General features: G+C 46.7%; 15 protein-coding genes. 7 read left to right on the forward strand and 8 right to left on the reverse strand.

Features of this window, described 5'->3' with window-relative positions:
• A complete protein-coding gene (locus tag MHI14_RS20825) occupies positions 1-1,080 on the reverse strand; it encodes a tetraprenyl-beta-curcumene synthase family protein (RefSeq protein ID WP_176872705.1) in 1,080 nt (359 codons plus the stop codon).
• A gap of 179 nt (positions 1,081-1,259) precedes the next feature.
• Here MHI14_RS20825 and MHI14_RS20830 point away from each other — a divergent pair, with 179 nt between their 5' ends.
• Positions 1,260-2,600: a hypothetical protein gene (locus MHI14_RS20830; RefSeq protein WP_017689392.1), complete on the forward strand. Its 1,341-nt coding sequence runs from the start codon at positions 1,260-1,262 to the stop codon at positions 2,598-2,600.
• Between the two features lie 40 nt (positions 2,601-2,640).
• Complete coding sequence (locus tag MHI14_RS20835; protein ID WP_249911163.1) at positions 2,641-3,813, forward strand: MFS transporter; 1,173 nt, start codon at positions 2,641-2,643, stop codon at positions 3,811-3,813.
• Positions 3,814-3,967: 154 nt separating this feature from the next.
• Here the strand turns inward: MHI14_RS20835 and MHI14_RS20840 are convergent, their stop codons facing one another.
• Positions 3,968-4,165, reverse strand: coding sequence for a cold shock domain-containing protein (locus tag MHI14_RS20840; RefSeq protein WP_017689394.1), 198 nt, complete (start codon positions 4,163-4,165; stop codon positions 3,968-3,970).
• A gap of 162 nt (positions 4,166-4,327) precedes the next feature.
• On the opposite strand from MHI14_RS20840, the gene MHI14_RS20845 reads away from it, so the two are divergent.
• The 5 genes from MHI14_RS20845 to MHI14_RS20865 all read left to right on the forward strand — a co-directional run bounded on the left by MHI14_RS20845 (position 4,328) and on the right by MHI14_RS20865 (position 8,421).
• The gene (locus tag MHI14_RS20845) at positions 4,328-4,561 is read left to right on the forward strand and encodes a hypothetical protein (protein WP_017689395.1); all 234 of its coding nucleotides are present in this window, start codon (positions 4,328-4,330) and stop codon (positions 4,559-4,561) included.
• 3 nt (positions 4,562-4,564) lie between these two features.
• A complete protein-coding gene (locus MHI14_RS20850; protein WP_047842378.1) occupies positions 4,565-4,750 on the forward strand; it encodes a hypothetical protein in 186 nt (61 codons plus the stop codon).
• A gap of 213 nt (positions 4,751-4,963) precedes the next feature.
• A complete protein-coding gene (gene pepF, locus MHI14_RS20855) occupies positions 4,964-6,754 on the forward strand; it encodes an oligoendopeptidase F (RefSeq protein ID WP_036609671.1) in 1,791 nt (596 codons plus the stop codon).
• 132 nt (positions 6,755-6,886) lie between these two features.
• Entirely contained in the window at positions 6,887-7,267 is a 381-nt protein-coding gene (locus MHI14_RS20860; RefSeq protein WP_341131134.1) for a LapA family protein, read from the forward strand.
• A gap of 113 nt (positions 7,268-7,380) precedes the next feature.
• Positions 7,381-8,421 (forward strand): M42 family metallopeptidase, encoded by a 1,041-nt coding sequence (locus tag MHI14_RS20865; RefSeq protein WP_341131135.1) that lies wholly within the window; start codon positions 7,381-7,383, stop codon positions 8,419-8,421.
• A 118-nt stretch (positions 8,422-8,539) separates the two neighbouring features.
• On the opposite strand, the gene MHI14_RS20870 is transcribed toward MHI14_RS20865, so the two are convergent.
• The 6 genes from MHI14_RS20870 to MHI14_RS20895 all read right to left on the reverse strand — a co-directional run bounded on the left by MHI14_RS20870 (position 8,540) and on the right by MHI14_RS20895 (position 14,831).
• Positions 8,540-9,478 carry a hypothetical protein gene (locus tag MHI14_RS20870; RefSeq protein ID WP_341131136.1) on the reverse strand — a complete coding sequence of 313 codons (939 nt, stop codon included), beginning with the start codon at positions 9,476-9,478 and terminating at the stop codon, positions 8,540-8,542.
• A 163-nt stretch (positions 9,479-9,641) separates the two neighbouring features.
• On the reverse strand, positions 9,642-11,573 hold the full coding sequence (locus tag MHI14_RS20875) for an ABC-F family ATP-binding cassette domain-containing protein (RefSeq protein ID WP_091032233.1): 1,932 nt from the start codon (positions 11,571-11,573) through the stop codon (positions 9,642-9,644).
• Positions 11,574-11,633: 60 nt separating this feature from the next.
• A complete protein-coding gene (locus MHI14_RS20880) occupies positions 11,634-12,212 on the reverse strand; it encodes a TetR/AcrR family transcriptional regulator (protein WP_017689402.1) in 579 nt (192 codons plus the stop codon).
• A 13-nt stretch (positions 12,213-12,225) separates the two neighbouring features.
• Positions 12,226-13,035 carry a DUF92 domain-containing protein gene (locus MHI14_RS20885; RefSeq protein ID WP_341131137.1) on the reverse strand — a complete coding sequence of 270 codons (810 nt, stop codon included), beginning with the start codon at positions 13,033-13,035 and terminating at the stop codon, positions 12,226-12,228.
• Positions 13,036-13,263: 228 nt separating this feature from the next.
• Positions 13,264-14,037 carry an ABC transporter permease gene (locus tag MHI14_RS20890; RefSeq protein WP_074094444.1) on the reverse strand — a complete coding sequence of 258 codons (774 nt, stop codon included), beginning with the start codon at positions 14,035-14,037 and terminating at the stop codon, positions 13,264-13,266.
• Between the two features lie 17 nt (positions 14,038-14,054).
• Complete coding sequence (locus tag MHI14_RS20895) at positions 14,055-14,831, reverse strand: ABC transporter ATP-binding protein (protein WP_091032238.1); 777 nt, start codon at positions 14,829-14,831, stop codon at positions 14,055-14,057.
• Between the last annotated feature and the right edge of the window lie 21 nt (positions 14,832-14,852).

Raw genomic sequence — 14,852 nt, forward strand, 5'->3', positions numbered from 1 at the left:
TTACATATTTTTCCGTATCCAGCGACTGAAAATGAAGAAAAATATTCTTGTGATCGGACTATTTTTCAGCAGACGTTTGGATACAACGCGAACTTCCTGTTGTTCGCTGACTTTGGGATCAGACAGGTAAATGGCAATCAGTCCTTCGATGATCATCCGGTGAAAGGAGCTTCCCGGAATCTTCTGCACATCGCTGCGTGCCATCTCCACAATAAAAGCAATTCGGTCCAGCATTGTCTCTACATTCTCATAATAGTTGCAGAAGTTGAGATCTCCCCCGATGCGGTCCTCATCCTGATCAATTAAATAATCGAGCATAATGTGCAATGCGCATACATGTGGGAAATAGGCCGTGTGGATCGAGGCCGCTTGCTCTTCAGTCAACTGATCGTCACTCGCAGCCAGAAACAGCATGAAAACGCCCAGTGTAGAGCCAGTTGCAGCAGCAAATTCGTTCCAACGAAACTGAGGTGTGCGATGCCGATGCTCCGACCACCATTCGAGCAGTGCCGTTTCTCTCAGTTCCGGCTTGATATGCTTATATACCTGCAGGTCCGTGTATAGGCCTGCCAGATCCTGAATTTGGGGCTTGGCGGACGTATAGCCCGGTAACTGACGGGTCAGTTCCTGACATGTGGTCACCAGATTCCGCAGATATCCACCGTCATCCTGCTCCTCACGGAGGGCATAATAATTGACGGGAATTGCTTCGGGATCTACCGCATCAAGCATGGATTGATGGAGAAGACGAAAGTCATCCGGGTCCATCGACGTGCTGCGGTCGCACAGATTGTCCAAATAATCACTAATAGTTTGATATGAAACGATCAGCGGAATCAGAATGTGTCTGTTGGGCAAATCAGCTAATGCGTAGACGGTTCCGCCTTCACAGTGAAACTGTTTATCCTTCAGACTGGCAAGTGCCTGTGTACGCAATTCCTCATTCGGAATCGCCTCAGCTTGAGCACGCCATCCATTCAGTGCCTCCCGTGTTTCCGGAATGGTGTATTTGTACACCCCTCTCATCAATGCCAGCGGTCCACGCGGATATTGATGACGTTTTCGATTTGATTGGCTCAAAATAAATGTGCCTCCACTTGGTTGAATACGTATTAGAGCGATTTTTAACCATTCCTATTATAATATGATCCCCTTAATTGTACAAATGATCTGCCGCATATTCCGCATAAAAAATCGCATCGGCGTTCAATGCTTTGTGATATACTAGGCATATTTCATCCATCAAAGGAGTCGTTGACATGTCGTCAAGTGAATCACTTTCGTGGAGACGGTTATTTTCTTTTTTTGTGCCACTTGGCATTTCCGCCTCTCTCGTCACCATTTCTCACGTCATCATAAACAGCACATTAGCACGTTCCGCTCATCCCGAGACGGTTATTGCCAGCTATGCCATCGCCGGTAGCTTGTTAACCCTCACGGAACGCCCCTCCACCCTGCTGCGGCAAACCTGTTCCGCACTGGTTCGCGATCGCCTATCCTTTCAGGCCCTCACGTTTGTGACCAAAATATTCCTTGCCTGTGTGCTTCTCATTGGGTTTCTCATCGTATACTCTCCCGTTGGTACCGGGGTGTTCAAATACTTGTTTGGTGTAAGTCCGGATCTGCTGAACAAGGTCATCGACGTATATGAAATTCTCATGTATGTGAGTATCTTTTCAGTGATCCGCAACATCTATCAGGGGATCATCATTACGAATAACCGCACCAAGTGGTTAACCATCGGTATGGTATTCCGTTTAGCCGGCATGTACGGCCTATCCCTCTATTTCATATACACAGACAGCATTGACAGTGGACGTGTAGGCGCTATCATTTTTGCTGCTGGCATGATGATTGAGGCGCTCGTCAGCTTTCTGGAGGGAAACAGCATCAAACGCAAGATGCCAGCCAAGCTTGAGGATCATCCCGTCGAGAGCAAGGGAGACGTATTTCGCTTTTATAAGCCGCTGCTGTTATCCAGCTTTGTAGCACTGTTCATAGGACCGGTTATTAACATCGTACTTGGCAAAACGACCGGGATCGCACTAGCCATTTCTTCCTTTGCCATAGCAAGCAGTCTGATGCAGTTAATGCTAAGCTTCTTTACATACATCCATCAGATCGTGCTGAATTTCTACCTTGTGGACGCCAAACTGGTACGGAAATTCGCACTTGTGACCGGATTTATTCCGTTTGCGATGATGGTGTCGATTGCCTATACCCCCTTGGGACCTTGGGTACTCGAAAATGTCATGAGCGTTCAGGGTGAACTGTTGGAACAAAGTCTGTGGACACTGCGTGCGTTTGTCTTATTCCCGCTGATCTTCCCTTTTCTGGATTTCAGCAATGGTCTCATTCTGCTTCGCGGCCAGACAAAAACGATGTTTCGTTCGCAAACGGCGAATGCAATCTGCACAGTAATTGTGCTGCTTATACTGGTTAGTATTTTCCCTGCGTGGAACGGTATGATTGGCGCTGTAGCCCAATCCCTTGGCCTGCTCGCCGAACTTGTTATTGTCTGGCTTGTCATCCGGCGCACGAAGCAGGAACCTACGATGTCTGTGCCGAAAGCCCGTAAATCAACATCCCTGAAAGGGTAATAAAATCATTGAATTGTTATCAGGATTGGAGTCTCTCATCATGAAATTAAGTCACAACGCCCGCCCGGACCAGAACTGGTTGCGGGCTCTCATGTTCACCATCTTTGGTTCCACCGTTCTGGTGGTATCCTACTTTCAGCTTTACTTCAGTCATCTGGGCTTCAGTCGGGCTGAGATTGGATATCTTTACGGAATTGGCCCCCTTATCTCCGTGTTCTCCAATATGTTCTGGAGCATGGCCAGCGACCGCTACCAAACAGTACGCAAAGTGATGATCATTCTGCTTGGTGGCCAATTGATCACAGGGATCATGCTTGCCAACGCAACAACTTTTGGTCAGGTATTTGTACTCGTAACCCTGTTTTACTTTTTCTATTATCCGGTCTATCCACTCTCCGATACGATGGCTATTACAACGGCCAGCAAGTACGGCCGAAATTTCACTTCCATTCGAGTCTTCGGATCGATTGGTTATGCCTTCTTTGCATTAAGTATCGGGTATTTCCTTGGATCTTTTGGTCCAGCATGGACGATTTGGGTCTGCGTTGGTCTTGCTGCCACTACACTATTGATCAGTTTTCAATTGAAGGATCAACCTTCGGGGAGTAGTAGCAAAATGGACCTATCGGGGTTATGGGCTATTTTGAAACGCAGAGATGTGCTCACCTTTTTTGGCTGTGTATTTTTGCTTGCCATGGGACATCGCATGAACGAAGCTTTTCTTACCATCACGCTAAAAGAGCTTGGTGCCAGCGAGGGGCTGATCGGCTGGTCTTTGCTGATCTCTTCCGTAAGTGAAATCCCCATATTTCTACTGCTCAGCAAGTATGGAAACCGTTATAAAGAACTGCCGCTAATCGCTTTTGCTGCACTGATGTATACGGTTCGTTTGCTTCTCATGTCCATATCCGATACACCAGCAGCTGTCGTTGCAATTCAGACGATGCACAGTGTTACCTTTGGTATTTTCTACGTTACGGCGGTCCGCTATATTATTCGCCTAGTTCCGGATGGGTACAGAGCTACGGGTATGGCTTTGTTCACCATTGTCTGGTCCAGTGCTTCGGGACTTCTTAGTGGAACGTTGGGCGGACTGCTGCTGGAACATGCAGGCAGACAAACCTTCTATCTCACCGCTATGGCTTTCTCCCTGGCTGCACTGATCGGTTTCGGATTGAAGTTATGGTCCAGCATGACCAATCGTGTCTCCTGAACACACAGGGAACATACACCATATTCAACCGTTATTTACACTTAAAATTTTAGAATCAAAAAAAGCACAGCCTCCCTTGGGGGACTGTGCTTAGGTTCTTAATATTCAGCTATAAATTTATCATATATAAGAAGTCCGTTGACCGGAAAAATTCTTACAGTTTGTTTACGTTAGCTGCTTGAGGACCACGGTTTCCATCAGTGATTTCGAATTCTACCGCTTGACCTTCTTCCAATGTTTTGAAGCCATCTCCTTGGATTGCGGAGAAATGTACGAATACGTCCTCGCCGCCTTCAACTGAAATAAAGCCATAGCCTTTTTCTGCGTTAAACCATTTAACTGTACCTTTCAAATGAAAAACCTCCTAAAAATATCGCCATCTATGGCGAATACCCTTATTATACTGTATGGGCTTCCATTTTGCAATTTATCTTTCCATAAATTTCGAAAAAATTTGCTTTGAATCGTAGGGTACGGTATCATTTTACCAAAACCGTTAGTTTGGAGACTACCTATGATAAAAAAACATGAAATATACAAAACAGACAAGTGGAATATGATGACCGTAGAAGTTCAAGGCAAATATCTCGTACTGCGAGAAATTTCGGAAGAGTGGGGCGAAGAATGCCATACTTTCCTAAGCCGTCCTGCCTTAATGCACTGGGCTGAACGCCGTTTCCCAAAAGCAGATTTTGAGAACCGTGAGGATGAATGGCGTCAATTGATGGCTGCCTTCAAAGGGGTCTAACCCATGCAGCTTGACTCAAGCAATGTCGTCATCTTTATTATCCTTGCCTTCTCTCTTGGTATTGTGCTAATTCTGGGACGCAATTCCATCCCGGATCGACTGAGACGGGGAATGGCGCTTATTGCTACCCTGCTCATTTGTTTCGCCTTTTTCCTGATCGTTTATTTTCTGTATAACATGGGAACCTAATCACGGGGACCCAGATGCTCAAATATTTCAACGTGCCTAAGGTCATACTATACGAGATTATTCGTATCGTAGGGAGGAAGGCCGTTGAAATACCAGAAATCGCTATCTGTTATCCTGGTACTTAGTCTGATTCCTTCGTCTCTCTCCGCACAGGCAAGCGAGACGAAGGCAGCTTCGTCCATACATTCATCAGATCATCAAAGGAGGATTTCCATGAGTCAATTATTGAAACGTTCCGAGGTGCCAGCTGAGCATAGCTGGAAACTGGAAGATTTATTTGCCGATCAGAAAGCCTGGGATCAGGAATATGAAGAAGTATCGTCTTTGACCAAGAAGGCCTCCGAATTCCAAGGCAAATTGAATCAACCTGATGTACTCAAATCTTGCTTCGAATTCGAAGATGAGATCAGCCTCAAAATAGAACGCCTCTTTGTGTACGCACGTATGCATCAAGATGAAGACACAGCGAATCCTACATATCAAAACCTGTCCCAAAAAGCCCAGAAATTAGGCGTACGGGTTGGTGAAGCACTTTCTTTTGTCACACCGGAGATTCTTTCCCTGCCGGATGATCAGTTGGACGCATTTATTGCGAACGAAAAACTCTCTGCTTACACGTTTACATTGGAAGAGATGAAACGCGAAAAAGCCCACGTTCTTAGCCAAGCTGAAGAGGCTTTGCTTGCACAGGTAGGCAACCTTTCACAAGCACCACAGACAATCTTTAGCATGCTGAATAACGCAGATCTCAAGTTTCCAAGAATCAAGGATGAACATGGTAACGAAGTTGAGCTGACACACGGCAGCTACATTCAGTTCCTGGAGAATCCTAATCGTGAAGTTCGCGAACGTGCCTTCAAAGCGGTATACGAAACCTATGCCAAACAGAAGAACACAATTGCCGCTGCCTTGAATGCAAATGTAACCAAAAATATGTTCTATGCTAATGTTCGGAAGTACCCTTCCGTGATGGAAATGTCCCTATATGGAGATAACATCCCAACGGATGTGTACACCAATCTGGTAGACACCATTCACGAGAGCCTTCCGTTATTGCATCGTTATATGGACCTGCGCAAAAAGTTGCTGGGTGTGGATCAATTGCACATGTACGATCTGTTCGCTCCACTCGTAGACGAATACAAAATGGATATTACCTATGAGGAAGCGAAACAAACGGTCAAAGACGGTCTGAAACCACTCGGCAAGGACTATGCAGACGCATTGCAGACTGGATATGATAACCGCTGGATCGATATATATGAGAATGAAAATAAACGTTCAGGCGCATATGCCTGGGGCGCTTACGGCACTCACCCGTATGTCTTGTTGAATCACAAAGATAACCTGAACAGTATGTTCACACTCGCACATGAAATGGGTCACGCTTTGCATTCACATTACTCGGATACAACACTTCCGTATCGTGATGCCCAGTACACCATCTTCCTGGCTGAGGTTGCATCCACAACCAACGAAGCGTTGCTGATGGATTATCTGCTCAACAAATCAACAGATCCAAAGGAAAAATTGTATCTGTTAACCTATTATGCCGACCAATTCCGTACAACGGTATTCCGTCAGACCATGTTTGCTGAATTCGAGAAAATCATTCATGAACGTGCGGAACAAGGTGACGCATTAACACCACAATTGTTATCCGAGATCTATTATGATCTGAACGTTAAATATCACGGAGAAGGCATGGCTGTCGACAAAGAAATTGAAATGGAATGGGCTCGTATTCCCCACTTCTATAACAGCTTCTACGTTTACAAATATGCTACTGGCTTCTCCGCAGCAACAAGCTTTTCCAAGCAAATCCTGGAAGAAGGCCAACCGGCTGTTGACCGATATCTTGGCTTCCTGAAGAGCGGTGGCAGTGATTACTCCATCAATATTCTGAAAAAAGCAGGTGTGGATATGTCTACACCACAGCCAATTCGTGAAGCTATGAGTGTGTTCAAGGAATTGATTGAACAGATGGAGCAACTAACCAAATAAGGTTGTCTTTCCATGTGACCTGCATCCCTTGCCCGTTTGGGCAGGGGATTTTATCATCATTGCAAGATGCAACATACCCGAATATGGGTAATGCATATCTAGTTCTCATTTGTTCAACAAGGAGGCAACACCATGAAAATGCAATGGGCACTCATAGCAGGTCTTGTTTTTGCACTGCTCACGGGAATCTTTGCGGTCATTAATGTGGATTCCGTACAAGTCAACCTGTTATTTAACACGGTACAAATCCCGCTGATCTTGCTCATTCTCGGCTGTACCCTGATCGGTGGAATTATTGTAGGGTCATATGGCATTTATCGCCAGTACAGACTGCAACGTGAAAATAAACAACTGAAATTGCGTGTATCTGAATTGGAAAGTTCCGCGACAAGCAAATCTTCGCTCGATTCTTTCAAAACGATGGATTCGCTTGACTCAAATGAATCCAACAGCCTATTGGAGAAAGATTCGATCCAGAGTCAGTGCAAAGGAAACCCTACGGGAACACTGTAACCAATCAGAGACAGCCTGCTGGCGAGTCAGGAATGGTAGTATCACATTCTCTCCCCCAGACAGGCTGTATTTTGTTTCACACCATACCCACGATCCGAGGAGGAAATTACACAATGAGTTTTACAATTGATGAATCATACGTTCTGTCTTTCCTGAAAAAATTGCTGGATACACCAAGCCCAAGTGGTTACACACATCATATTATCGAGATGATCCGGAAGGAAGCAGCAGCACTGGGCATCGCCTGTGAGCTGAATAACAAGGGCGGTGCGGTACTTACATTGCCCGGACAGGACTCTTCCAAGACAATCGCTTTAAGCGCCCACGTGGATACGCTAGGAGCCATGGTACGCTCGGTTACATCCTATGGCACATTGAAGCTTACCTCTGTCGGTGGATTTTCGATGCAAAGTATTGAAAACGAATATTGCAGCATCCATACTCGGGATGGAAAAACATACACAGGCACCATTCTCTCCCTTCATCCATCTGTCCACGTTTATCCGGATGCACGTACCTTTGAACGGTCCGAGAGCCATATGGAAGTTCGAATCGATGAGGTCGTCTCCTCCAAGGAAGATGTGTTGAAACTCGGGATCTCTGTCGGCGACTTTATCTCCTTCGATGCTCGCGCAGTCATCACGCCGAGTGGTTATATCAAATCACGTCATCTGGACGACAAAGCCAGCGTGGCTGCTCTCTTCGGCATCCTTGAGTCTGCACATCGTGAAGGCTGGGAACCATTACATAACGTCTCTCTGCTTATCTCGAACTATGAAGAAGTTGGACATGGCGCATCCTATATCCCTGCGGAAATCAGTGAAATGATCGCTGTAGACATGGGAGCCATGGGTGATGACCTGAGTTGTAAAGAAACCGACGTTTCCATATGTGCCAAAGATTCTTCTGGCCCGTATGACTACGATATGACCAGTCGTCTCATTGAACTGGCCAAACAGGATGGAATGGATTACGTCGTCGACATTTATCCCCACTATGGCTCAGATGGCAGTGCAGCATTACGCGGAGGAAACAATATCCGTGCAGCACTGATCGGTCCTGGGGTTCACGCATCTCATTCCATGGAGCGTACACATAAGGATGCAGTCCTGAATACGGCACGATTGCTCGCAGCCTACATTACAACCAAGTAAAAAGAATTATGTATCGACTAAATTATCATGGATAACATCCACATGTTCGTCTAAGCAGAAGGCCCCTTCCAAACACACAATTCGGTGTGCTTGGAAGGGGCCTTTGTTGTCATATCTCTTAATCTGCCTGTTCGACATATGCATGATACTTACGATCCAATATCTCTAACTCTGCCTTATGGTCACGCATTTCATTTCTTAACACATGTATGGTTTTCCGAACCGCGCTCAGTCCATCCTTCACCTGACGTTCGGCTTTGCGAATTTTGTCCTGAACCATCCAGTCCACGAAGAGGTTATCGAAGAAATAGTCTGCGAATGAAAGCAGACCTCCCAGATGCAGATCCGCGTGTACTGCCATCTCTACATCCTCCAGTTCCTTCTGAAAACGTCGTAGACGCTTACCTGCATCCATGATGGCGACCTGAGCGTCATCCATTCGTCCTCGCTTGATATGTGTGGAGATGACCCCACCACCCATCATGTCATATACACCCCAATTACCTGCCGAAGCCAAAGCCTTTTCGGCACGTTCAAGGGCATAGAGCAGGTATTCCCCCTCCCGGAAAGCTTCATCCAGTTCCTGAAGCTCACTCGCCAGATGTTCCCGATTCTCAGCCATCTGTTGCAATTCCGCATCTTGGTCCAGCAGACGACCTTCCTTCTTCCCCCACAGCGCGTTGTAGTCGCTCTGCCAGTACTGATACTGCCGCCCACCCTCCAACTCCTGCTCCACATGAATTCGTTGCTCCTGTACGTCTTGTAACATGCGACAAGCGGTGTCGTATGCAGCCTTGCTCTCCATCAGTTCCAGCTCTTCCTTCTCCAGACGTTCTGTCTTCTTGCCAATCAGTTGATAGAAAAAGGCCGACAATGTCATACTGTTCAGTCGATCAACATCCTTCTGCTCCTTCTGGAGATGCTCCAGACGACGCTTTACCTTTGCTTCCCATTCACTTTCCTCCGTTTGAAGCTTCTCCAGACGTTTGGTCCATTTCTCGTAAATTCTCCCCTTTTCCTTGAGCACTGCCAACTGTTGATTAATTTCCTTATACATAAGTGTGGTGTTCTCTCCCTTCTATGGAATTCTTTACTTATAAAACGTAATGAGCATACAGAACGTTTCACTTTAATGCGCAAATTCACAGACAAAAAAATCGCCCTTTTCTCCAATGCGACATAAAATCACTATAGAAGAAAGGGCGATGTTTAGTTTTAAATTAAGACTTGCTCTGTTCAATCTGCTCTGCAAGTTCATTCAGAACGGTCCAGCGTTCCATCAATTCATCCAGATGACGTTCAGCCTCAACCTGCTCCGCCATTAACTCCTGTAGACGGGCAGAATCACTAAACGACTCTTCCATCTCTTTGTTAATCCGGACAAGATTGGCTTCAGCCTTCTCAATATTTTCATCGATCTGATCGTATTCACGTTGCTCTTTGAAGCTGAATTTCAACTTCGGTTTAGCCGCTGACACAGCAGGAGTCGTTTTCTCCGATGACTGCTTCACCTTCGCTGTTCCTGTGTCACTCTCTTGAGTAGCTCCAGGCGCATTTTTCAGCATCCATTCCGCGTACTCACTGTAGTCGCCGACGTGTACACGTACAGCACCGTTGCCCTCAAAAGACAACACTTTATCCACAGTACGATCAAGGAAATAGCGATCATGGGAGACCACAAAGACAACACCCGGGAAATCGTCCAGGTAGTCTTCCAGTACAGCGAGTGTCTGGATGTCCAGATCATTCGTCGGCTCATCCAGCAGCAATACATTCGGCGCAGCCATCAGCACACGCAGCAGATATAGACGACGCTTCTCTCCACCAGACAGGCGGGAGATTGGCGTCCACTGGGATGCCGGGGTAAACAGGAATCGCTCCAGCATCTGGGATGCTGTAATCAGAGAGCCATCGGCTGTTTTCACATTCTCAGCCACTTCCTTGATGTACTCAATAACACGCAGAGATTCATCCATCTCCTGATGCTCCTGTGTGAAGTAGCCCAGATTGACCGTAGGACCAACGTCAACCACGCCTGCATCGGGTTCCAACTTGCCAGATATCATCTGTAACAACGTGGACTTACCACTACCATTCGGTCCGACAATCCCTACCCGATCTCCAGGTACAGCAATATAACTCAGATCTTCGATCAGTTTGCGACCACCGACGGATTTGGAAAGATGCTCGATCTCCAGAATCTTTTTCCCCAGACGCGTGGAGCCAACCGATACTTCCAATGAACCCGAGCGCTGGATCCCTTGTTGGTCTTTAAGTTGTTCGAAGCGATCAATTCTCGCTTTTTGTTTTGTTGTCCGTGCCTTGGCACCGCGACGAATCCATGCGAGCTCCGTTCGAAGCAAGTTCTTGCGTTTCTGTTCGGAAGAGGCTTCCCGTTCTTCACGTTCTGCCTTCAGTTCAAGAAAACGTGTATAGTTGGCTTCATAGCGGAACAAACGACCATGATCCAATTCCAGCATGACATTCGCCACACGATCCAGGAAATACCGATCATGCGTAATCATAAGCAGTGCGCCGCGGCGCTTCTGCAAGTACTGCTCGAGCCATACGACCGAATCATTATCAATATGGTTCGTCGGCTCATCCAGAATGAGCAGTTCGCAAGGATGAATCAGTGCAGCGGCAAGTGCTACCCTTTTGCGTTGTCCACCAGACAATGTGCCCATCAGTGCATCGAATTGACGAATACCCAGTTTGGACAAAATGCTCTTCGCTTCACTCTCCATCTGCCAGAGTTGAAGCTGCTCCATTTGCTGATTCAAACGTAATAACCGCTCTTGCAATGCTGGATCGGACGAATTCAGTTCCAATAATTCCATCGTTTCCGTATATTCACGCACGGTTTTCATTTCCATGCTGTCACCTTCGAATACTTGTTGCAGTACCGTATTATCCGGATTGAAGTCCGGATTTTGCGCCAGGAACTGAATACGTACATCATTACCGATCGAGATCTGTCCCGAATCTGCAGGTTCCATACCGGATATCACACGCAAAAACGTGGATTTACCGGTTCCATTTACCCCAACGACACCAATCTTGTCCTGATCAGCCATACCAAATGAAGCATCCTTGAACAATATTTTTTCGCCATAACTTTTTGCAATTTGTTCTACCGTCATTATGTTCATTGCTCGTACCCACTTCTCTGTAAATTAAAATTCAATATTACGTACATCCGCGCACTCACTTTACACTTGTAAAAAAGAACGGCATCCGTCCAGAAACAATGCTGCTGCAAAAGCAATTCGTTTGTTCAGATGTTCCTCATTAAACTCCGGATTCAACATGATATCCATCTTCAGCCGGTCCAGAATTCCGATATAGGCTTCAGCGAGCAATACAGGCTCAGGTACACTTGCACTCTCCAGTACCTCACACACCATACTCATGTATTGATTCATGAATGCCTTCATGAATTTCATCAGATCCGGATCATTATTGGGTGCCATAAAAAAGAGCTTGGTATGATTGCGACGCTCATAATAATACGTAAGGTGGGTCTTGGCTATTGCTCCAAGTTTATCACCTGTGTTCTCATGCGAGTTCAAAGCATATTCAAGACGGCTGATAAAACTGTTACAATCCCGCTTGGATACTGCGATAAAAAGTTGTTCCTTGCTTTTGAAATATAAATAAATGGTGCCTTTTGCGATGCCGGCTTCGTCTGCAATATCAGACATTTTGGTCTCATAAAAACCTTTCGAGCCAAAAATACCATAGGCCGCATCCAAAATAGCCTCCGATTTGTCTCCCTGTACAGTGCTCAAAATGTACTCCCCCCTACAACGCCAAAATGTTACCTAAACCAATCGCCACACATCCGCCGATCACCGAGCTAAGCACGTTCACCAGGTCGTTACTCATCCATGCCCAGCCACGAGCCCGAACCGTCGGATGCCCGCAATGTTCATGTACCTCAACTTCACGGCCACACACGGTACAACGATACATCATCTGCACCGTTGCGCCAAGATAAGAATCAGCAAAAGCGCCTGCCAATCCACCTACAAGGCCCACAAAAGTCCAACTAAACAGACCAAGCCCTTCTATCCCGGCGATCCAGGAAAACAAGAATGCTCCCGCACCAATCAGAGCCCCGCCTAAGGCTGCAGCCCCGGTGCCAAGAAGTGAGACACCTCCTGAAGCACCTGGCGTAAGTACCTTCCACGTGAGCACAGAGCGCGGCGGCTTGCGACTAAGACTCCCAATTTCGGTTGCCCATGTATCGGATGTAACGGTAGCCATTACACCAATGAAAGCATACACCCATGCCGGATGCGGAAATATCCAGTATCCCAGACATAGGAACATGCCCATTCCACCATTAGCCATCACTTGCCCGGCATCCCGATTTCCTGACTTGGCATAGGATTTCTCCAGCTCCTGCTTCCGATCTTTACGGAACCTGGAGAGCAACGTTGAAGTAATGAAAAACAACAATAACGTGCCAAACCAGAACAGGTTCCCCGCTCCGTAATATATCGTTCCCATCATGATTGCTGCCAGGCAGCCAGACAGGGTTAGCGACTTTTTCGCATAGGCAGCACCTGCCACCATAGAAGCGCATACGGCGCCAATAATCCAATCCATAATGTCTCCTGCATGCAGCGTATGTACAGCCCGCATGACGTTTATTGTATTTTTGAAATTCAATTATACCACGGTTTGATCCCAATGCCGAAACTCCTTACGCCAGCACACAAAAAACCTGTTTTGGCCTCGTGTAGAAGTGCCAAAACAGGTTATCGATCAAACGTCAAAACAAGATAACTTCCCTTTTCAAGTAACGTCTGGAATTCAATGTTCCTATGTTCTAATTCAGACCCGCTTCGCTCCGCCAATTACCCCATATCGGTAGAGTACTCTGCGACCAAACCAGTTGAACAATCGATCCGTCAGGAATCCCATAAAACCCAGGGAAATCAGCCCGACAAAGATCCAATCTGTTCGGAAAAAGAGTCTGGAATTCCAGATCAAGTAACCGACTCCCTCATTCGAGGCAATCATCTCAGCACCGATTATGGCCATATAAGAAGTTCCCATCGCCAGTCGCACACCCGTGAAGATATACGGGGTTGTCGCCGGGACAATCACATGCAGCAGAATCTGCCGTTCATTGGCTCCCATACTGCGGGCCGACCGGATTTTGTCTTCTTCAACGGAGAGTACACCTGTCAGTGTATTCAATACAACAATGAAGAAGGTTGCGTACATAATGAGCGCGATCTTGGATTGCTCACCAATTCCGAACCACACCAGAAATAAGGTAATAAAGGCGATCGGCGGGATAAAACGTATAAAGTTAAGGAACGGTTCGGCGAACAGCCGGATGAGATGAACTTTGCCAATAATCAGCCCTACCGGAATAGCAATGATGCTTCCGAGTACCCAGCCGGCCAGTACACGAGTGAAGCTGATTCCGATATACTCCATCAGCGTACCGTCAGCTATCAGTTCGCGTGCTCCCAGGATCGTGTGCCACGGACCAGGGATTACGTCAGGCCCATAGATAAGGGCACCAAGCTGCCAGATTAAGATGACCGTTACCCATAGAAGCGGGATAGACACCCATTTTTTCTCCAACCATTTCATCTTGTATATCACCTCAGTCATTCTTCAAAGTGGCCTTGAATTCGGTCATACAAAGTGTTGAACTCAGACGAGGCGATGTTCCTCGGGTAAGGTAACGTGTTGTGGTAAATATCCGTGATATTCGAAGACGGACCTACAGACATAATGCCTATGCGCTCACCAAGCAATAACGCCTCCTGAATATCGTGTGTGACAAAGATAACGGTTTTATGGGTTTCTTTCCAGATATTCACCAGTTCCTTCTGCATGGTCCGTCTCGTCATCGCGTCCAGTGCACCGAATGGCTCATCCATCAACAAGATCGCCGAGTCATTCGCAAGTACACGGGCCAATTGAACCCGCTGCTTCATGCCACCCGAGAGTTCTTTTGGAAATTTTCCCTCATGAGCACTCAGTCCAACAAGCTGGATGTATCGATCAGAGATCTCACGTCGTTGTGTCTTAGGCACCTTGGACATTCGAAGTCCGAATTCAACATTTTCCCTCACAGTTAGCCATGGAAAGAGAGAAGAATCCGCCTGCTGGAATACCATTGCCCGATCCCTGCCCGGTCTTTCGATCTCCTTGTTGTCTACCTTGAGCTGCCCACCCGACTTGGAAATAAAACCAGCGATCATGTTCAGCAGCGTTGACTTCCCGCACCCACTGGGACCAAGCAGGACAAAGAACTCCCCTCCCTTGATAACCAGATCAACATCCTTAATGATATAATGCACATCCCCATTGGTCGGGGCATGATACGTTTTCCGAAGCTGTTCAATATGAATGGTATGCTGAGTTGCAGGTAAGGACATAACGGACACCTCCCATTTCAA

Source organism: Paenibacillus sp. FSL K6-2393, assembly GCF_038002545.1.
Classification (GTDB): Bacteria; Bacillota; Bacilli; order Paenibacillales; family Paenibacillaceae; genus Paenibacillus.

What these genes read in the sequence shown, in the direction of transcription:
- MHI14_RS20830 (WP_017689392.1), top strand. Translation starts at nt 1,260, where the DNA reads ATGTCGTCAAGTGAATCACTTTCGTGGAGACGGTTATTTTCTTTTTTT.
- MHI14_RS20835 (WP_249911163.1), top strand. Translation starts at nt 2,641, where the DNA reads ATGAAATTAAGTCACAACGCCCGCCCGGACCAGAACTGGTTGCGGGCT.
- MHI14_RS20845 (WP_017689395.1), top strand. Translation starts at nt 4,328, where the DNA reads ATGATAAAAAAACATGAAATATACAAAACAGACAAGTGGAATATGATG.
- MHI14_RS20850 (WP_047842378.1), top strand. Translation starts at nt 4,565, where the DNA reads ATGCAGCTTGACTCAAGCAATGTCGTCATCTTTATTATCCTTGCCTTC.
- pepF (WP_036609671.1), top strand. Translation starts at nt 4,964, where the DNA reads ATGAGTCAATTATTGAAACGTTCCGAGGTGCCAGCTGAGCATAGCTGG.
- MHI14_RS20860 (WP_341131134.1), top strand. Translation starts at nt 6,887, where the DNA reads ATGAAAATGCAATGGGCACTCATAGCAGGTCTTGTTTTTGCACTGCTC.
- MHI14_RS20865 (WP_341131135.1), top strand. Translation starts at nt 7,381, where the DNA reads ATGAGTTTTACAATTGATGAATCATACGTTCTGTCTTTCCTGAAAAAA.
- MHI14_RS20870 (WP_341131136.1), bottom strand. Translation starts at nt 9,478, where the DNA reads ATGTATAAGGAAATTAATCAACAGTTGGCAGTGCTCAAGGAAAAGGGG.
- MHI14_RS20875 (WP_091032233.1), bottom strand. Translation starts at nt 11,573, where the DNA reads ATGAACATAATGACGGTAGAACAAATTGCAAAAAGTTATGGCGAAAAA.
- MHI14_RS20885 (WP_341131137.1), bottom strand. Translation starts at nt 13,035, where the DNA reads ATGGATTGGATTATTGGCGCCGTATGCGCTTCTATGGTGGCAGGTGCT.
- MHI14_RS20890 (WP_074094444.1), bottom strand. Translation starts at nt 14,037, where the DNA reads ATGAAATGGTTGGAGAAAAAATGGGTGTCTATCCCGCTTCTATGGGTA.
- MHI14_RS20895 (WP_091032238.1), bottom strand. Translation starts at nt 14,831, where the DNA reads ATGTCCTTACCTGCAACTCAGCATACCATTCATATTGAACAGCTTCGG.